This window comes from Prauserella endophytica (assembly GCF_005146945.1).
GTDB classification, from domain to species: Bacteria; Actinomycetota; Actinomycetes; order Mycobacteriales; family Pseudonocardiaceae; genus Prauserella_A; species Prauserella_A endophytica.
The window spans coordinates 1-16,725 of the sequence record NZ_SWMS01000056.1; the positions used below are offsets into that span (position 1 = coordinate 1).

Here is a 16,725-nt window from a genome sequence, read left to right on the forward strand (position 1 = left end):
ACACCAAGCCCGCCTCAGCCACTACAAACGCCGCGGCTACCCACTTCCTTAACTGCCGTTGCAGTACTAGAACCAGCCGAGCGCGGGAGGTGTGAGTCGCCGTGAACGTCGGCAATGCGTTTCTCCTGGCCGTGGTCATCATCGGCATCATCGCTGGCCTTTACGGTGTCGCCTTCCTCCTCCGATTGGGCAGCACCCTCAGGGACGTACGTCCGTTCCTGTCCGGGCACGCGCCCGCCGAACATGCCGTGTCGCGATATCACGTTCGCTGGTACACGCTGACGATGATCTTCCTGGCGTTCGACATGGAAATGGTGTTCATGTACCCGTGGACGCTCGTGGTCGCCGAGGAAGGCATGACCGCCGTGGTGGAGATGTTCGTTTTCCTGGGAATTCTCTTCGCCGGTGTGACCTATGCCTGGCGAGAAGGGGCGTTGCGGTGGAGCTGAGCAGGTGGCTGCTGAGGACGATGCCACCCCGGCCCCTGGTGGTCACCGTACCTGGTGGCACGGAGGCACGGCTGGCCGTCGAGCGCTGTGTGAGGGAACGGGCGTGGGGTACGGCGTTCAGTCCCGCAGAGGCGAACATACTCGTCGTTGCAGGTGTCGCCGGGCATGCGCTCGAGCCCCTTGTCGAACAGCTATGGGGGCTCATACCCGCACCCCGCACACGGGTGGACGTGCAGGCCGCGAACGACGCACCGCGTGAACTCGACGTGGCGGTCAGCGCCCTGCACAACGTCGATTACCAGCACAAACAGGCGACCGAGGCCCTGTCCGCCGGTGATCGCCCTGAATCGGAGGCCGGCAGGCAAGAACACGGAAGCCATGCCGAACATCGTTCACATCACAGTGCGCCGTCCGGCAGCGGACACGCGGAGCAAGACCAACAGCAACATGGTCACCACGAGCACCACGGTCATCACGGACACGACATGGATGGCATGCAGCTGGCGGGCGGCGTGCCGATGGCCGGCCGGGCGGACGATCGGGATGGGCTCACTCTCGACCAGCTGCACGTACCGCTCGGTCCGCTACTGCCGCTCTGGCCGCCCGGGCTCGTCGTGCGCACGAAACTACAAGGCGATGTCATTCAGCAGGCAGCGGTCGAAGTGCTCGGCATAGGCGATGCCCGGGGAGACGCATTCTGGCTGCGCCCGGGGCGCCCCCTGAAGGCCAGGTGGTTGGACGCGAGCGCTGCCCTGCTCGCGATCGCTGGCTGGGCGGATGCCGCCGCTGTCGCGCGACGTCTGCGGGATCAGGTGCTGACTGGGACGCCGCAAGCCGAGATCGCGGGCCCCATCCGGAGGTGGGGCAGGCAGGTGCGCCGCTCCCGCACGCTGCCGTGGCTACTGACCGGGGTGGGACAGGTGCCAGACAAGCCCTCCACGCCGAGGGCACTCGCGGGAGATGCACTGACCCGTCTCTACCGTTGGGTCGACTCGCTGGCCGACCCCAAGACGTCAGTCGCACCCCCGGATGTGGCTGACGGCACGCCGTGGGCCGTCGATGTCCTCCCCAGCGTGCTGGAGGGCTGCGAGCTGGCCACGGCGCGGCTGATCGTCGCGAGCCTGGACCTCGACACCGACATGCTCACCGTGTGCGAGGCTCATCATGGTTGAGACGACAGCGTGGGGAGTGCTGCTCTTGCCAGTGATTTTGGGGTTGTTCGCCGTGGGCGCAGCGGCGTTCGACGCCACCCTCGCCGCCCGGGCCGCCGGGGTGGCCGCACCTCGGTCGGCTGCTCTCGCTCCGCTGCGCTCCGCGGCCGGGCTGCTCGTGCAACAGCGTCGGCGCACGCTGGCCGCCGACACGCTGCTGTGGCGCGCAGCGGGCATGGTGCTGCTGGTGGCCGCGGTGCTCGCCTCGCTGGTCACTCCCCTGGGGCAGTGGGCAGTCGGAGATCTCTCGGCAGGTGTGGTGTGGTTCAACGCGATGGAGATCGTCGCGTGGGCGGCGGTGTGGCTGGCGGGGTGGGGCGCCAACTCGGCGTTCGGTCTGGTGGGCGGGTACCGGTTCGTCGCACAAGGCCTGGCGTACGAGCTACCGCACATGTTCGTACTGACCACCGCGGCGCTCGGTGCCGGTTCGCTGCGGGTCGCCGATATCGTCGCTGCCCAGCAAGACCTGTGGTTCGTCGTGTGGATGCCGGTCGCCTTCGCCGTCTACCTGCTCTCGGTGCTGGCGATGGCGTTCGCCGGACCGTTCAACCACGCCGTGAGCAGTGACGTCGCCGGTGGTGTTTTGGCCGAGTTGTCCGGCGTGGACAGGCTCGTGTTCGTCGCGGGCCGATGGGTCCTCCTGGTCTCCGGGGCAGCGATGGCCGTGCCGCTGTTCCTCGGTGGCGGCTCCGGGCCCCTTCTTCCGGACTGGCTGTGGACGCTGGTCAAGACAGCACTTGTGCTGGCCGCATTGGTGTGGGCGGGCCGCCGGGTGCCGACGATCCGGATGGAACGGTTCGAAGAGATCTCCTGGATGGTGCTGATTCCGGCGACGCTGTTGCAGGCGCTGTTCGTATCCCTTGTGGTCATCTGAGGAGGTGCTCGATGTGGCGTGAGATCGTGTTCTGGTTGTGCGCGGCCGGATCGGTGATCACCGGCGTCGCGGTGTTTCGCGTCGACTCAATGGCCCGCGCGACGTTCGCGCTGCTGGCGTCGTTCCTCTTCGCAGCCGGGACCGTGCTGCTCGTGGACCTGACATATCTCGGGGTGCTGGTCATCCTCATGATGATCATGGAGATGGTCATCATGGTGGTCTTCATGCTGATGTACATGATGAATCCCGCCGGGTTGATGCCGATGACCATGGTGCACAACCAGAAAGGTTCGCTGGCGATCGCCATCGGCACTTTCGCAGTCCTGGCGACCGGGATCTACCTCATCGACTGGCCCACATCGTCCGCGCCGCAGCCCGAGGATCCGACTATGGCCCTGGGTGAGGCGCTGATGGGGCCGAAGATGCTGATGATGATCGTTCTTGGGCTCGCCCTGTTCGCCACGATCGTCGCCACGGTCGTCCTGGCCACACACCGGGGCCGGTACGACCGCTACGGCGACCGGCTGGACCGCGATCGCCCCGACGACCCCGTCCGAGGAGGTGTCGGCAGGTGAGTCTGCAAGAGTATTTGCTCCTCGCGGCCGCACTGTTCAGCGTCGGCCTCTACGGTGCGCTCTCCCAGCAGTCCATCGTCATGATCATGATGGGCCTTGAGTTGATGATCAACGCCGTGATCGTAGGTGGCGCGGCGTTCTGGTACTTCACCGCGCCCGATCGCCCGGACGGGCAGGTGGTCATTGTCCTGGCCATCACAGCGATGGCGATCGAGATGGCGGCCGGGTTTGCCGTGACAACAGCGGTGTTCCGGGCCCGAGACGTGGACATGACCGACATGGCCGCGGATTTGAAGGGCTAACACATGACGCTGTGGTTCCTGATCGGAGTTCCACCGGCGGTCGGCAGCCTGCTGCTGGCGTGTGGCAAGCGCGCGGATTCGCTCTCCGTGCCCGTCGCGATCGCCGCAGCGGCGCTGACGCTGGCGCTGTCGGCCATCGTGACCACCCAACGCCCGGCGGTCGCGGCGTCCTATGTGGAAGGTGTGTCGTTCGGTCTGCGGGTCGACGGCCTCTCCGCGGTCATGGTCATCATCGTCTCCGTCGTGCTACTTGCGGTGCTGATCTTCGCCGTCGGGGAATTCAGCCCGGAGGAGGCGCGGGCACGGTTCTTCGGGTTCATGTTGCTCTTCGCCGGCGCCATGTTGGTGACGGTCACCGCCACGACACTGGTCACGCTGCTGATGGCATGGGAGGTGATGGGCGCGGCCTCGTACGCGCTCATCGGTTTCTGGTGGCGGGAGTCCCGGCGGGCCAGTTCGGGCACGGTGGCGTTCTTGACCACCCGCTCCGCCGACCTCGGGCTCTACCTGGCGGCGGGAGCGGCACTCGCCGGCGGCGCGGGCGGGCTCGCCCTCGACGAGCTGGCCGGGTTGTCAGACGGGTGGCAGGACGTCGTGGCCGCGGGTGTGGTGCTGGCGGCGCTCGGCAAGTCGGCCCAGCTGCCGTTCAGCTTCTGGCTGTCTCGCGCCATGGACGGCCCCAGCCCCGTGTCCGCCCTCTTGCACTCAGCGACGATGGTCGCCGCCGGCGCCTACCTGTTGCTGCGGCTGGAGCCGCTACTCGGTGCCAACCCGTGGGCGGGTGTGCTGGTGGCGTGGACCGGCGCCCTGACCGCGTTGACGCTCGGGGCCGTGGCCGTGGTGCAGAGCGATCTCAAGCAACTGCTGGCCGCCTCCACTTGCGCCCAGGTCGGATTCATGGTGCTCGCCGCAGGAGCGGGCGGGGTCGCCGCCGGGAGCGGTCAGCTCGTGGCGCACGCGCTGACCAAAAGCCTGCTGTTCCTCGCCGCTGGGGCGTGGCTGACCGCATTGGGCACCAAAAACCTGCTAGCACTTCGCGGCGTCGCCCGTCGGTACCCGGTCGTCGGCGTGACCTTCACCGCCGGAGCCGTGACGCTGGCCGGGATCCCGCCCTTGTCGATCTGGGCGACCAAGGACCACGTGCTCGCCGTAGCACTGCGGGAAGCCACGCCGCTGTATCTGGTCGGGCTCGCCGCCGCGGCGCTCAGCGCCGCCTATGCCGGTCGTGCCGTGGCGATCGTGTGGTCAGCTCCCGATCCTGGCGCGGCGGGGCACGTCGAGCAGCGCGCCACCGGCCGGGTCAATGCGTGGCAGCGCAGCGCGCTGCCACCGCTCGCCGCCGGGGCGGCCGCCCTCGGCGTGCTCGCCGTCCCCGCCGTCTGGGACGCCTTCGCCGGGATCGTCTCCACGACCGAAGGCGCGGCCGCGGCGTGGTGGGAGCTGCTGGTGTCCGCGGTCGTCGCCCTGGCCACCGCGGGCGCTGCTGCCGCGGTCGTTCGCCGTCGCGGCGACGTCCGGGCACGCGAACCATGGGTTGGATGGCTCGGGCTCGAGGCGGCGGCACTCAGCCTGGTCGCGGCGCCGACCCGGGCCGCAGCCGTCGCGCTGGCCCGGTTCGACGACCGGGTCATCGACGGCGGCGTGCGCGCCGCGGTCGCGGTGGGTTCCTCGGTGGCGCGCGCGGTCGACGCACGCGTCGAGTGGTCCGTGGACGGCGTCGTCCGCGCGGTAGCCCACGGTTTCCGCCGCTTGGGACGGTCGGCCCGGCGCCCCCAGACCGGTCAGCTGCACCACTACTACGCGCAGGCCGTCGTGGCCCTCGCCGCGCTCGTCGTCCTGCTGGTCGTGCTCGGATGAACACCGGATCGAACGTGAGGTAGGCGTGCTCAGCATCATCGTGTTCCTGCCCGTGGCCGTCGCCGCCGGGTTGCTGGCCTTCCCACGGCTCGGCGACAGCGCGGTCCGTTGGACCTGGATCACCGCCAGTGCTGTGGAGCTGGCTCTCGTGCTCGGCCTGTGGCTCGCCTACGACCCCGCGACCCCGGGCTACGCCTACGAGGTGAACCGCCGGTGGATCCCCAGTGTCAGCTCGGGCTACCACCTCGGCGTCGACGGACTGAGCCTGCCGCTGGTGGCGGTCACCGCCGTGCTGTTCCTGGCCTGCGCGATCTACTCCCTGCGCCAGACCCAGCGCATCCGCTCGTTCGCCGCCCTGTTTCTCTTCCTGGAAACGGTGTGCCTGGGCCTGTTCGTGTCCCTGGACCTGATCCTGTTCTTCGTCTTCTTCGATCTGTCCATCGTGGGCATGTACTTCGTCATCGCCGGCTGGGGACACCGGGGAGCGGCCAGGGCGGCGCTGAAGTTCTTCCTCTACACGTTCGTCGGCTCGCTCGCGCTGCTGCTCGGGTTCATCGGGCTCTACCTCTCCGCCGAGCCCCACACCTTCGACATCGCGCGGCTCGCCGAACAGAACCCCTTGGCAGGACAGGGCGTCGCCGGAACGCTGGTGCTGCTCGCGCTCGTCGTCGGCCTGGCGATCAAGACGCCGACCGTGCCGTTCCACACGTGGCTCCCACCAGCCCATACCGAGGCCCCGGCAGCGGGGTCCGCGATCCTCGCGGGTGTCCTGCTGAAGCTGGGCACCTACGGGTTCGTGCGCATCGCGATGCCCCTGCTGCCCGACACCTGGCGCCGCTACGCCTGGGTGATCGTGATCGTGGGTGTGCTCAGCGTGCTCTACGGTGCGCTGGTCGCACTGGCGCAACGCGACTTCAAGCGGATGATCGCCTACACCTCCGTCAACCACATGGGATACATCATCCTCGCCATCGGCGCGGCCGGGCTCATCGCCACGTCGAACGAACAGGCCCATGACCTCGCCGTCGCCGGAGCCGTCACGCAGATGGTCAGCCACGGCCTGATCACCGGTGCGCTGTTCCTGCTCGCCGGTGTCCTCTACGAACGGGGACACACCTACGACATGGGCTCCTATGGCGGGCTCGCCGCCAGCGCACCCCGGTTCGCCGGGCTCACCGCGATCGCGGCCTTCGCCTCCCTGGGGCTGCCTGGGTTCTCCGGCTTCATCGCCGAGTTCCAGATCTTCACCGGCTCGCTCGGGGCGACGCCCGTCGCCACGGCCTTGGCCTTCCTCGGCATTCTCATCAGCGCGGCCCTGTTCCTCCGCGCATACCAGCGCATCTTCCTCGGCCCGCCGCGCACCGCGGGCGGCACCACCGATCTCACCGCCCCCGAAGCCATTTCGATCGCGCCGCTGATGGCGCTCGCCGTCGTGGTCGGCCTGTTCCCGCGATTCCTGCTCGACGTCATCGAACCCGCGGCCCGCACCCTCGGCGACCTGGTGAGCCGCTGACATGGAAGGAACGATGACCCAGGAGCTCGGCCTGCTCCTGCCCGAGATCTTCCTCGCTGCCAGCGCCGTGCTCGGCCTGCTCCTCGGCTCCTACCTGCCCCGTCGGCGCCAGTGGCTGATCCATGTTCTCGCCGCGCTCGCCTGCCTCGCCGGGCTCGTCTCCACGGTGCTCGACTGGCCGGAGCCGAGCACGGCGGTGTTCGAAGGCAGTTACTCCATCGACATCGCCACCCACGCGACCCGGGTCGTCGTGCTGGTCTCCGTTCTGCTCGTGCTCGGTCTGACCGCGGACGTCCGTGGCCATCGCCGGGAAACCGAGTTCGTCGTCCTGCTGCTGCTCAGCGCGCTCGGCACCGTGCTGCTCGCCGGAACGAACGACCTGCTCCTGCTCGGCGCCGCCTATCTACTGGCCAGCGTTCCCCTCTACGCGCTGACCGCGTTCGCCAAGGACTCCCCCGGCACCGAGGCCAGCCTGAAGTTCTACCTGCTCGGCGCACTGCTCGGCGTCACCATGCTGTTCGGCATCATGCTGCTGTCCGGGGTCGGCGGCGGAGCTGGCTACGCCGCGCTCGCCGGGGGAATACCGGACGCCCCGAAGGCCGCCGTGGCCGTCGGCGTCATCGCCGTGCTCGCCGGCCTGCTGTTCAAGGCGGGCGCGGTGCCGGCCCAGTTCTGGGTCCCTGACGTCACGCAGGGCGCCCGGCCACCGGTCGGCGCGATCGTCACCACCATCCCGAAGATCGGCGCGGCCGTGGCGCTCTACCGGCTCGTCGCCGCTCCACTAGGCTTGGCCTCACTCGACTGGCCACTTCTGTTCGCTGTCCTCGCCGCGGCCACCATGACCCTGGGCAACCTCGCCGCGTTCTTCCAGACCGACGTACGCCGCCTGCTCGCCTACTCCACCATCAGCCAGATCGGCTATCTCCTGATGGCCGTCGCCGCCGCCGGACGCAGCACACTCGCGCTCCCCAGCCTGCTGCTCTACCTCGCCGCCTACGCCGTGACCAACCTCGGCGCGTTCGCGGTAGTCTGCGCGCTGCCCGCCGCGCGCACGCTCACCGACTACAGCGGCCTGCGGCGCCACCAACCCTGGCTGGCGCTAGGCCTCACCATCTGCCTGCTCGGTCTCGTCGGGACGCCACCAACCGGCGTGTTCGCCGGCAAGCTCACCGTCTTCACCGCCGCCTTCGACGCCGGCTTCGTCTGGCTGGTCGTCCTCGCCGCCGTCAACACCGCCGCCAGCGTGTTCTACTACCTCCGATGGATCGCGCCCGCCATGCGCTCCAACCCCACAACCATCGAACACGCCGAACCCCGGGCGGCGACCACGGCCTACCTCGCCGCACCGGCCTCCATCGCCGTCGGCGTCCTCGCCGGCCCGATCCTCGCAGTCTTCCAAGGCAACATCCTCATCAGCTAAGCATTCCGCCGAAACAGGGCCGCGCCAATCCCCTTGATACCCTACCCCCGTAGTGTTAAGTTGCCATTGACCACCGTCGAAGGGAAATCAATGAGCACGAGCACCTACACCGTCAAAGGCATGACCTGCTCTGGATGCATGAACAAGGTGACCACCGCAGTCACCGGCGTAGCCGGCGTCAACGACGTCGATGTCGACATCGCCACCGGTGAAGTCACCGTGATCAGCGACAACCCAATTGACGGCAAGCTCGTCCGGGCGGCGATCGCAGACGCCGGCTACGAAGTCGCCCAGTAAGCCATGAGCACCGAACCAAGTTCCGACCGCATCGTGGTCAAGGCGGTGGACAACGGCCCCTATCAGATCAAGGGCCCTATCCGTCTCGTCGATCACGAGAACAACAGCTATGAGCTGGGTCCAGGGCGCACGACCCTGCTGTGCCGTTGCGGGATGTCGGCGAAGAAGCCGTTCTGCGACGGGTCACACGCCCGCAACGGGTTCAACGCCACCGAAAGGTCTACCTAAGCAGCAGCGGTGGCGCTGGCAACCTCCCAGCGCCACCGCTTCGCCACACTTAGCTCTGCATCGCCCCAACATTGCCGAAAACTACTAACCTATATAGTTCACTTTGTCCGGGGAGGCAGATGACGAAGGAGTTGCAGCTCGGTGACACAGCGCAACAGGATGCGCCTTGGCGTGATGACTGTGATCGCCGCCGCCACACTGACCGCGTGCGGTCAAACCGCCGAGCAGACGGCGAACAACGTGCCCGGCGCGCCGCCCAGCCTCGGGCACGTGCACGGACTCGGCATCGACCCCGCCGACGGCACTCTCTACGCCGCGAGCCACTACGGGGTGTTCCGGCTTCCCGATCAGGGCGAACCCGAATTGATCGCGGACCGACAGCAGGACACGATGGGATTCACCGTCGTAGGCCCACGGCATTTCCTCGGAAGCGGCCACCCCGCCCCGGACGAGGACCTCCCGCCGCACCTTGGCCTCATCGAAAGCACCGACGCGGGGCAGACGTGGGCGCCCCTCTCGCTATCCGGCCAAGCCGACTTCCACGCCCTCGAAGCCAAACACAACCAGGTGTACGGCTACGACAGCCAGAGCCAGCAGCTCATGGTCACCAGCGACCGACAGAACTGGGACCGGCGCGCAAGCATCGCACTCGCCGACTTCACCGTCCACCCCACCAACGCGAACACCGTGCTAGCAACCACCGAGGAGGGCCCGGCGCGTAGCACCGACGGCGGCCGCACCTTCGCCACCATGCCGAAAGCTCCTCTCCTGCTACTCCTCGACTGGCCATCCGAGAACACCCTTATCGGCATCGATCCGGATGGCAGGGTGCACACCAGCAAGGACGGCGGCACCTCGTGGTCCACGGCGGGCCAGGTACCCGGCGCACCGCAAGCCCTCGCCACGAACGGCAGCTCCGAGGTCTACGTCGCCACCGAAACGGGAATCTACGCATCCCGCGACGGCGGACGTACGTTCACCCTGCGCCAAGAGCTAGGCTGAAAGCTCGCCCGCCTGGTTGCGTCGGTTTCAACGATCTTTGATCAACCAGTAACACCTCGCACATCCGCCCGCTGACCTGTCGGTGCGCCCAGCGGGCTTCCCATCTGTGGCGTGGCCTCCGTTGGTGCTCGCCGAGCGAGCAAGCCCACGATACAGCCACGCTCTTTGACCTGGCCGCGCGTCGCGTTCTCTGGCGGTGGTCAAGCTCAGACAGCTCGTCTCCGATTGGGCGGATACTTCGATCCGCACCTGCAGTTCGATTGCCGCCAGGAGAGCGGCAAGGCCAACGATCGCGAGGACGCTCGGGGCCATGAGCGCGAGCCCGAGATACGCGAGCGCCATGGCGCTGAAGATGGGATGCGCATCGTCGCGAACAAGCCATTGGTCACCAAGTCGGTCGTCGCCTCCCTGTGGATCGACTCCGATGCGCCAGCAGCGCCGGGTGGTTCTAGCCCCGTCAAGTCGTTCTTTGGTCTGGACGGAGGCGGTCTGTGAAGCGGCGCGCGCTCGTCGCGGTCGCAGACACCGCCTTCCGCGTCGGAGCTGAGGCCGCGATGATCGTCGCGGTGACGATGGTCACCGTTGGGCGCAGGGTCGATCGAGCCGTGTCACAGCTCGGCCACAGCTCGCAAAGAACGGTGACACGGCAGGAGATTCCTCCGAAGAGCCTGGTAGACGACCAAGGAGCGCCATGACGCAGCCCTACCTCCCCGATCCAGCCAGAAGTACGGCCATCAGCAACCACCGAGCGGGCCTCAGCCGCTCGTCCCCTACCAGCAGTCCTACTCGCAGTACCAGGCTTATCCGCCGCCCGTGCCCCACGCGGCGCCGTATCCCTACCCGTACCGGGCGCCCGACAACGGCACGGGCACTGCAGCGCTCACGCTCGGGCTCATGTCACTGCTGCTGTGGCCGCTCGGCTCATCTCGCTGATCCTCGGCATCCTGGGAGTAAGCAAGGTGCGACAAGGCCTGGCGACCAACGAGGGCAGCGCCGTCACCGGCATCGTGCTTGGCATCCTCGGCCGCGCGTTCGGCATCCTCGTGCTCGCCCTGGTGTAGGCCTAGCGGGTGGGGGTGGTGACGCGCGAAAGAAGTTCACGTGCGTCGTCACCCTCGGCGGCTGCCTCCCAGAGCCGGTCGGTGATCCCGCGGTAGAGCGCCACGTCCTCGGGGTCGGTAGCGACGACATCGGTGTGGTTGACCTCGATCGTGACCGTGTCGTCGAGGATCGTGTAGCCGTGCATCGTGACGGTGGGCAGCACGGTGTCGAGCGGCAGCACGCCGAGCCGGACGTGCGCTAGGCCCGCGAGGTTGCCGAGCCGGTCCAGCTGTGCCCGCATCGCCACCGGCGGGCAGATCGGGTAGCGCAGGGCGGCCTCGGCGACGAGGATCTCGACGCGCTTGTCCGGGTCATAGAGCACGTCCTGCCGCCGAATCCGCTCGCGTACCGCGTCGTCGGAGTCGCGGGGTGTCTGGTGCATCTCGGCCGCGAGCTCGAACACGGCGCGGGCGTACTCGGCGGTCTGAACCAGGCCGGGCACGAGGAAGAACTCGACCATCACAATCGAGCGGGCGTCGTGCACAGCCTTAGCGGTGCTGCGCTGGAGATCGGCGTGACCGTGCCGCAGCTGTCGTTTCCAGCGGCCGCGTTCGAGCCGGATCTCGCGCACCTCGTCACGCAGCTCAATCTGCGCCAGGTCGCCGCCACCGACCGCTACGGCCCACGCGGCCACGTCGGCGTCGCTCGGCAGGGTGCGGCCGTTCTCGATCCGGCTGACCTTCGAGGGCAGCCAGCCGATGTGCGCCGCGAAGTCCTTGCCGGTGCGGAACCCCGCCCGCTCGCGCAGGCCGCGCAACGTGTCGGCCAACGTGAGCTGCCGTTTCTCGATGCTCACCTGTTCCCTGCGATGTAGTCGGCGTGGGTCGTCGCCAGCGGCCACACCAGATCACGCCACCCCTGGTGCTGCCGCACGACCTCGGGGTCGTCGTCGAGGTCGATGCCGATCAGCTCGGTCTGCTCATCGAAGCAGAGCACCGCGACCCGGTCGTCATCGAGGATGTAGAAGTCGTAGCCCGGCATCCCCAGCTGGGCCGCCTGGTGCTGGTCGATCCAGCGGATGCCCTCGCCCGCCTCGACGTTGGCGTGGGTGACCGAGAGCATCCACCGCAGGTACTCGCTGAGCGGGTCAGTGAGCATCCGCACGCGCTCGAACGGGATGCCCGCAGCGCGCAGGCGACGGATGTAGGCGTGCCAAGCGCGGTCCTCGTCGGTCTCCTCGACCGGCTGGCCGGCGCGCCACGCGTCGAGCTCGTCCTCGTCGACGGCGTAGTGACCCTGGCATTCCCACCGCCACGACGAGCGGCGCACTGTGTCGAGCAGTGCGCCCAGCTCGCCGGGGCCGAGACGACGTACCGTCACCCACGGGCCCCCTGGAAGAACTCCACCAGCTCCTTGGGGATCTCGACCGCGGTCTCGTGGTCGGGCAAACCACGCTCACAAAGAATCGCGAGCGCCTCGGGATCGGTGACCCTCGTGCCCTGAACGACGAAGGTGCCGCGATCAGTCTCGTATGCCTCCGGGCAGCCACCGTTCTTCGACGTGCTCCCCAGGTGAGTCAGCTTCACGAGTGCATCCTTCCGTAGCTCGTCATGGAATCTACAGAATCCATGAAAAGTCGCCCGCGCCACGAGTGTCCATCCGCGCCATCCGCACGCCGGAATGAACACACAAAGTTGCATCATTGACGCAAACAGGTGAAGTTGCGCAAGAATTCTATGAATTCTATTGCCTTCGCGCCGACCGTAGAGGGATATTCGGACCGCACGGACGGAAGGAGCGCGGCGCCGTGGCAGCTCGAACATGGCAAACCGTTGGCCAGCAGAAGCATGTAGTCCTCGAGACACGGCAGGACGGTCGAGGCATCTCCTTCGTGCGCACGCGCTGCAACCGGCTGATCTGGCCGAGTGCTGTCGACGCGCGGCTGGTCGATCCCTCGACGTGTCAGACCTGCATGTGGTTGACGCAGTCGACCCCGAGACAGGTGGAGGTGGCGGCATGATCGCTCGCGATCGAGAACTGCTCGCCCGGCTGGCACAGGTGAATGTGCACCTCGGCGACGTCGTGGTCGAGCTGATGATTCACCAGGACGGGGGCGAGTTGCCGGCCGAGGGGCTTCGTCAACTCGCCGAGGTTCTCGGTGGTATCACCGCGGATCTCTACGCGCGCGCCGCCGAACTGGACGCCCGGATGATCGCCCCGCAGCGCGTCATCATCGACGCGCGGCCGACAGGTCAGCCTTGATCGTGCCGCTCGTCGAGCTGCCGCAGCAGGTCCTCCACATCCCACCGTGCATGCCCGCCGGGTGTCCGGTACTTCGGCGTGACGACGCCGTCCTTGGCCCATTCGGACAGCGTCTGCCGCGAGACGCCGATCTCCTTGGCGGCCTCACAGTGGTTACGAGCTTGCTGGGCACGGACCACTTTTACAGGACGTTCCCGACGGAATCCGCTGGTCAGTGACGTTTACGACGATCTTGAATGTTCCGACGGTTTCCGATGTTTCTGTACCCTTCGCCACCGGCGGGAGGAGACCGGCGTGAGCTGGTGCGTGAGCCGTGAAGGCGACTTTGCACACCTGAGCCGTGAGCAGTGGGGCGACCTGTACCTCTTCGTCGAGGAGGGCGAACAACAGGCGGCGTTCGATGTGCTCGACCAGATCAAGCCCCCGCACTGGCCTGAGGCCGACGTCATGCTCGGTCCTCCCCACCCCACATGAACATGCCGTGGCTGAACGTCTTCGCCCCGCGCCGGATCAAAGCTGAGGGCGAGACGTGCGCAACCCCGATGCCCCACCCCCTTCGCGACATTCGGCGACCTGATTCTCGTGGCGATGGCATTCCAGTGGGTGGTCTACGTCCGCGATGGCATCTACGTCTGGTGTCCCGAGCCACCAGGAACCGGGCAGCCCCGACGACAACAGCACACCACCCTGACCATCGGCTGCCCTGGTCGCGTCGACCGCCCAGCGACGCCGGCCACCCGCAAGGCGCGCCGCGCATGCCCGCCCGGCGCCTACGCCCGCCTCCCAGCGCCGGGCGGGCCCTCGACCGACGCACCGGAAAGGACTGGGCACCGTGGAAGCTGAGCACGGGAGATGTCGGACTGGCGTGCCATGCTCCGGCGGGGGTAAACGGATGTCGGTGGAAGCGCTCGCGGCGGCGATCTGGCGAGCCCTGGATCTGCTGGCCCGGGTCCGTGCCGACGCGGAGCACGTCGCAGGACTCCTCGGCGAAGCGCGCGACGCCTACGCCGCCGTCCTGTATGGCGCGAACGACCCCGAGGCGAAGCAGCTACCCGTCTCGGCCTCGCAGGCTGCTGAGGCCGCCACCGCAGTCCACGGCCCACTCCGAACCGTCGACGAGTCGCTGCGGGCCTACCTGCACGAGCTGGGCGCCACCGGGCGCGACCCGACTACACCACCACGACGGCCAGATCCGACACCCGCGCCCGCACCGACCGCGCCGGGGGTGCCAGCGCCGGACGGCTCGCGGTACCCGACCGAGGCCGCATGGTGCGTCGACATGCTGCCCTGCAGAGTCCGAGCCGGCCAGCCGTCGACCGCACCGTGGGCTTCGCCGACGGCAGTCTCGTGCCATTGACCTCCGGCCAGGACGGCACGTGGACACCCGCGATCCGCCAGCGACTCACCGAGCTGGGGTTCCCCAACCAGACCGCTCGACGTCTGGGCAACCACGTGGAACTCAAGGTGGCCGCGAAGATGCTGCTCGAAGGGAGCACGCACAGCGAGGTCACGATCAACAACGAGCCCTGCCGGGCCCGCAGTCGCATGCTGCTCGGTGGCCAAGAGGTGCTGCCGAGGTACCTTCCCGAAGGGCACACGTTGACCGTGCACGGCACCAGTCAGCGGTGCGAACCGTTCACGGAAACCTACGAGGGGACAGCATGAGCACCACGTTGACAGCTCAGCCCGCCTGCGACGTCACCACCATCCCCGACGCTGATGAGCTCCTGCGCATCATGGACAACGTCAGCCGCGAACTGGCCCGCCCGCCCGAGGCTGGCGTGGTATGGGAGCTGTACTCCGGCGAGGACGGCGAGCACGTGCTCGTCGCCGGCATCCGCGGCGACCGAGGCTGCCGCAGCTGGGCCGACCCCAGCGAACTCCAGTTGCCCCTCAACGGCTTGAACGCCGAACCGGTCGAGTACTTCACCTGGGACGGCCACCAGTACGACCAGGACCCCCGGCTCCGAGGTGCCGATCGAGACCATGCACGCGGCCGTGCGCGAGTGCGTCACCACCAGGCAGCGCCCCACCTGCGTCCAATGGGTCGCCGCGCCGCCGTGAACGCTGGCAGGAGCCCGAGCGGAGCCCCCGGCGGCGCGTGAACGCGGGGCCGGGGGCTCCTCGCCGTTCAGGCCGCGCATGCTGCAGACCTGACCGGCTTTTCCCGGGAGGTCAGCGGCACTGGTCAGGGATGCCGAGGTCGGCGACCGCCACGGCGTCGGTGGCGTAGGTGGGCAGTGCCCGGTCGAGGCCGACGATCTTCAGGACCCGGTTCAGCGGCGGTGACGGGACGACGGCGAGATGCGCTTGGCGAGCGTGGGCGCGTTCGGCGAGCTCGGCGAGGTAGCTCACCCCGGCGGAGCCGCAGAAACAGACCGCGCGCATGTCGATGATCAGCGCTTGTGTCCTGCCGGCCGGTTCATCACCAACCACGCGCCGCACCTCCTCCACCGCGACCATGTCAACCTCGCCGGCCCCCGGCACCACGCAACACGAGTCACGGCGTGTCACATCCGCGGACAGCAGGGCCGCTGCCGCCCTGGCGGCTGGGTCCCTGTCCTGGTTGCCGGTCATGGTGACCCCCATCCGACCACGGAACCAGTGCGCCGTCGGGCACGCTCGCCGTCCGCAGCCCTCATTGGTCGAAGCACGCCCATCGCCGCGCGAGCGCGCCACCTGCAACGCTAGTGCCCCCACTGTACGCCCGCGGCGACTTCGACGAGGCCCAATTGTTGCCGCCCGATGCTCGATGGAAATGGCGCGCACGCGCACGGCGTAGTGGACTGTGACTGCCGCGGCGGAGTCGTTTGTCGCTCACTCCCGCGGGCTACATCTCGGAGGATGCGAGCAGTGAGGCAAGGGTGGTATGGCAAGTGAGACGGAGCGGCCGCGAGAGGTACCAGCGGTATGGCACCGCCGGGTCCCGGCGGTCAGCAGTGAAACCACTCTGCTGCGCAACCAACTGGCCCGCTGGGCACGCGCACACGGGCTGCCTTCGGGATTGGTCGAGGACGTCAAGCTGGCCGCGTACGAGGCGATGGCCAACACAGTCGCCCACGCCTACCGGGACGCCGTCCGGGGAACCATGGCGGTCACCGCCCGGGCCGTCGACCACACCATCGAAGTCACGATCTCCGACGCGGGCCGGTGGAGCGACCGGCCAAGCCACCGGCACGGCGGCCGGGGCGTGCCGCTGATGCGCGGCCTGGCCGACGCGGTCACCATCAGCTCCACCGACACGGGCACCACGGTGACCCTGTGCTGGACTCGCCGGTCTTTCTCACTCGATCGGTAGAAGTGAGCCGCGCGAGCCGGGTCGGACCGCTCCGAGACACTACCGTTCTGGGTGATCGGTGTCATAGCCGCCGAGCCGCCTCGCCCCGGTCTGATGTCCCCCCGGCGGCCGGGGGCTTCTCTGGCCGCAGGCACCGGCGACGGTGTCAACGCCGCTTGAATCCTGACCCGGTTGTTCCGGGTGAAGGTTGACCCACCCCGGGATGTTGCTAGTCGTTGGTCTTGGTGGCCGCTGGGACGCGGCCGAGGTCTCGGTCCTTGAGTCGGTAGCTGTCTCCCTTCAGTGAGATGACTTCGGCGTGGTGGACGAGGCGGTCGATCATCGCGGCGGTTATCTAACCGCTCGGGTTGAGCGTCCACGATGTACACGATGGGGTTGGTGCGCCTCCCTGGCGTT

24 protein-coding genes and 1 pseudogene are annotated in these 16,725 nt (G+C 68.0%); 19 read left to right on the forward strand and 6 right to left on the reverse strand.

What is annotated here, in order from left to right:
* The first annotated feature begins 101 nt into the window (after positions 1 to 101).
* The 13 genes from FCN18_RS38200 to FCN18_RS39400 all read left to right on the forward strand — a co-directional run bounded on the left by FCN18_RS38200 (position 102) and on the right by FCN18_RS39400 (position 10,789).
* On the forward strand, positions 102 to 449 hold the full coding sequence (locus tag FCN18_RS38200) for an NADH-quinone oxidoreductase subunit A (RefSeq protein WP_110344140.1): 348 nt from the start codon (positions 102 to 104) through the stop codon (positions 447 to 449).
* A 224-nt stretch (positions 450 to 673) separates the two neighbouring features.
* Positions 674 to 1,621 (forward strand): hypothetical protein, encoded by a 948-nt coding sequence (locus tag FCN18_RS38205; RefSeq protein ID WP_228714350.1) that lies wholly within the window; start codon positions 674 to 676, stop codon positions 1,619 to 1,621.
* 31 nt (positions 1,622 to 1,652) lie between these two features.
* Positions 1,653 to 2,534 carry a complex I subunit 1 family protein gene (locus FCN18_RS38210; protein WP_228714354.1) on the forward strand — a complete coding sequence of 294 codons (882 nt, stop codon included), beginning with the start codon at positions 1,653 to 1,655 and terminating at the stop codon, positions 2,532 to 2,534.
* Positions 2,535 to 2,545: 11 nt separating this feature from the next.
* Positions 2,546 to 3,109, forward strand: coding sequence for an NADH-quinone oxidoreductase subunit J (locus FCN18_RS38215; RefSeq protein WP_137097497.1), 564 nt, complete (start codon positions 2,546 to 2,548; stop codon positions 3,107 to 3,109).
* Entirely contained in the window at positions 3,106 to 3,411 is a 306-nt protein-coding gene (gene nuoK / locus FCN18_RS38220; RefSeq protein WP_113644187.1) for an NADH-quinone oxidoreductase subunit NuoK, read from the forward strand. Before FCN18_RS38215 ends, nuoK begins: the two co-directional genes overlap by 4 nt.
* Before the next feature lie 3 nt (positions 3,412 to 3,414).
* Entirely contained in the window at positions 3,415 to 5,268 is a 1,854-nt protein-coding gene (locus FCN18_RS38225) for a proton-conducting transporter transmembrane domain-containing protein (RefSeq protein ID WP_137097498.1), read from the forward strand.
* A 25-nt stretch (positions 5,269 to 5,293) separates the two neighbouring features.
* A complete protein-coding gene (locus FCN18_RS38230) occupies positions 5,294 to 6,781 on the forward strand; it encodes a complex I subunit 4 family protein (protein WP_137097499.1) in 1,488 nt (495 codons plus the stop codon).
* 13 nt (positions 6,782 to 6,794) lie between these two features.
* Positions 6,795 to 8,201, forward strand: a complete 1,407-nt coding sequence (locus FCN18_RS38235) for an NADH-quinone oxidoreductase subunit N (protein WP_228714351.1) — start codon at positions 6,795 to 6,797, stop codon at positions 8,199 to 8,201.
* A 90-nt stretch (positions 8,202 to 8,291) separates the two neighbouring features.
* On the forward strand, positions 8,292 to 8,498 hold the full coding sequence (locus FCN18_RS38240; RefSeq protein ID WP_110344132.1) for a heavy-metal-associated domain-containing protein: 207 nt from the start codon (positions 8,292 to 8,294) through the stop codon (positions 8,496 to 8,498).
* Positions 8,499 to 8,501: 3 nt separating this feature from the next.
* Positions 8,502 to 8,726, forward strand: a complete 225-nt coding sequence (locus FCN18_RS38245) for a CDGSH iron-sulfur domain-containing protein (RefSeq protein ID WP_110344131.1) — start codon at positions 8,502 to 8,504, stop codon at positions 8,724 to 8,726.
* Between the two features lie 141 nt (positions 8,727 to 8,867).
* Positions 8,868 to 9,728 (forward strand): F510_1955 family glycosylhydrolase, encoded by an 861-nt coding sequence (locus FCN18_RS38250; protein ID WP_112277139.1) that lies wholly within the window; start codon positions 8,868 to 8,870, stop codon positions 9,726 to 9,728.
* 225 nt (positions 9,729 to 9,953) lie between these two features.
* Complete coding sequence (locus FCN18_RS38255) at positions 9,954 to 10,223, forward strand: hypothetical protein (protein ID WP_137097501.1); 270 nt, start codon at positions 9,954 to 9,956, stop codon at positions 10,221 to 10,223.
* A gap of 413 nt (positions 10,224 to 10,636) precedes the next feature.
* Positions 10,637 to 10,789 carry a hypothetical protein gene (locus FCN18_RS39400; protein WP_158303278.1) on the forward strand — a complete coding sequence of 51 codons (153 nt, stop codon included), beginning with the start codon at positions 10,637 to 10,639 and terminating at the stop codon, positions 10,787 to 10,789.
* Between the two features lie 2 nt (positions 10,790 to 10,791).
* Here FCN18_RS39400 and FCN18_RS38260 read toward each other — a convergent pair whose 3' ends face one another.
* The 3 genes from FCN18_RS38260 to FCN18_RS38270 are packed head-to-tail and all read right to left on the reverse strand — an operon-like array spanning position 10,792 to position 12,355.
* Positions 10,792 to 11,625: a helix-turn-helix domain-containing protein gene (locus FCN18_RS38260; RefSeq protein WP_110344128.1), complete on the reverse strand. Its 834-nt coding sequence runs from the start codon at positions 11,623 to 11,625 to the stop codon at positions 10,792 to 10,794.
* Positions 11,622 to 12,149, reverse strand: a complete 528-nt coding sequence (locus FCN18_RS38265) for a DUF6879 family protein (protein ID WP_228714352.1) — start codon at positions 12,147 to 12,149, stop codon at positions 11,622 to 11,624. The genes FCN18_RS38260 and FCN18_RS38265 overlap by 4 nt, the downstream gene beginning before the upstream one ends.
* Positions 12,146 to 12,355 carry a hypothetical protein gene (locus FCN18_RS38270; RefSeq protein WP_110344127.1) on the reverse strand — a complete coding sequence of 70 codons (210 nt, stop codon included), beginning with the start codon at positions 12,353 to 12,355 and terminating at the stop codon, positions 12,146 to 12,148. Before FCN18_RS38270 ends, FCN18_RS38265 begins: the two co-directional genes overlap by 4 nt.
* Before the next feature lie 430 nt (positions 12,356 to 12,785).
* Between FCN18_RS38270 and FCN18_RS38275 the strand changes: the two genes are divergently transcribed.
* Complete coding sequence (locus tag FCN18_RS38275; protein ID WP_110344126.1) at positions 12,786 to 13,031, forward strand: hypothetical protein; 246 nt, start codon at positions 12,786 to 12,788, stop codon at positions 13,029 to 13,031.
* Here FCN18_RS38275 and FCN18_RS38280 read toward each other — a convergent pair.
* A complete protein-coding gene (locus FCN18_RS38280) occupies positions 13,022 to 13,210 on the reverse strand; it encodes a MerR family transcriptional regulator (protein WP_110344125.1) in 189 nt (62 codons plus the stop codon). The two genes, FCN18_RS38275 and FCN18_RS38280, sit on opposite strands and share 10 nt — an antisense overlap.
* A gap of 115 nt (positions 13,211 to 13,325) precedes the next feature.
* Here FCN18_RS38280 and FCN18_RS38285 point away from each other — a divergent pair, with 115 nt between their 5' ends.
* From FCN18_RS38285 to FCN18_RS41045, 4 genes are all read left to right on the forward strand, one after another.
* Complete coding sequence (locus FCN18_RS38285; RefSeq protein ID WP_110344124.1) at positions 13,326 to 13,505, forward strand: hypothetical protein; 180 nt, start codon at positions 13,326 to 13,328, stop codon at positions 13,503 to 13,505.
* A gap of 418 nt (positions 13,506 to 13,923) precedes the next feature.
* Positions 13,924 to 14,388 carry a hypothetical protein gene (locus FCN18_RS39405; protein ID WP_146770629.1) on the forward strand — a complete coding sequence of 155 codons (465 nt, stop codon included), beginning with the start codon at positions 13,924 to 13,926 and terminating at the stop codon, positions 14,386 to 14,388.
* Entirely contained in the window at positions 14,385 to 14,696 is a 312-nt protein-coding gene (locus tag FCN18_RS38290; protein ID WP_158303279.1) for a DddA-like double-stranded DNA deaminase toxin, read from the forward strand. Before FCN18_RS39405 ends, FCN18_RS38290 begins: the two co-directional genes overlap by 4 nt.
* Positions 14,693 to 15,136: a hypothetical protein gene (locus FCN18_RS41045; protein WP_228714353.1), complete on the forward strand. Its 444-nt coding sequence runs from the start codon at positions 14,693 to 14,695 to the stop codon at positions 15,134 to 15,136. Before FCN18_RS38290 ends, FCN18_RS41045 begins: the two co-directional genes overlap by 4 nt.
* Before the next feature lie 70 nt (positions 15,137 to 15,206).
* On the opposite strand, the gene FCN18_RS38300 is transcribed toward FCN18_RS41045, so the two are convergent.
* Entirely contained in the window at positions 15,207 to 15,608 is a 402-nt protein-coding gene (locus FCN18_RS38300; RefSeq protein ID WP_158303280.1) for an STAS domain-containing protein, read from the reverse strand.
* 292 nt (positions 15,609 to 15,900) lie between these two features.
* Here FCN18_RS38300 and FCN18_RS38305 point away from each other — a divergent pair, with 292 nt between their 5' ends.
* Positions 15,901 to 16,329: an ATP-binding protein gene (locus tag FCN18_RS38305; protein ID WP_110344119.1), complete on the forward strand. Its 429-nt coding sequence runs from the start codon at positions 15,901 to 15,903 to the stop codon at positions 16,327 to 16,329.
* A 208-nt stretch (positions 16,330 to 16,537) separates the two neighbouring features.
* Here the strand turns inward: FCN18_RS38305 and FCN18_RS38310 are convergent.
* Positions 16,538 to 16,663: pseudogene (locus FCN18_RS38310) on the reverse strand (ATP-binding protein); the annotation flags it as partial.
* Between the last annotated feature and the right edge of the window lie 62 nt (positions 16,664 to 16,725).

Bases quoted from the DNA above. Each gene is read 5' to 3' on its own strand.
- FCN18_RS39405 (WP_146770629.1), top strand. From the start codon at position 13,924: ATGTCGGTGGAAGCGCTCGCGGCGGCGATCTGGCGAGCCCTGGATCTG.
- FCN18_RS38235 (WP_228714351.1), top strand. From the start codon at position 6,795: ATGACCCAGGAGCTCGGCCTGCTCCTGCCCGAGATCTTCCTCGCTGCC.
- FCN18_RS38240 (WP_110344132.1), top strand. From the start codon at position 8,292: ATGAGCACGAGCACCTACACCGTCAAAGGCATGACCTGCTCTGGATGC.
- FCN18_RS38275 (WP_110344126.1), top strand. From the start codon at position 12,786: ATGATCGCTCGCGATCGAGAACTGCTCGCCCGGCTGGCACAGGTGAAT.
- FCN18_RS38305 (WP_110344119.1), top strand. From the start codon at position 15,901: ATGGCAAGTGAGACGGAGCGGCCGCGAGAGGTACCAGCGGTATGGCAC.
- FCN18_RS38225 (WP_137097498.1), top strand. From the start codon at position 3,415: ATGACGCTGTGGTTCCTGATCGGAGTTCCACCGGCGGTCGGCAGCCTG.
- FCN18_RS41045 (WP_228714353.1), top strand. From the start codon at position 14,693: ATGAGCACCACGTTGACAGCTCAGCCCGCCTGCGACGTCACCACCATC.
- FCN18_RS38300 (WP_158303280.1), bottom strand. From the start codon at position 15,608: ATGACCGGCAACCAGGACAGGGACCCAGCCGCCAGGGCGGCAGCGGCC.
- FCN18_RS38215 (WP_137097497.1), top strand. From the start codon at position 2,546: ATGTGGCGTGAGATCGTGTTCTGGTTGTGCGCGGCCGGATCGGTGATC.
- FCN18_RS38245 (WP_110344131.1), top strand. From the start codon at position 8,502: ATGAGCACCGAACCAAGTTCCGACCGCATCGTGGTCAAGGCGGTGGAC.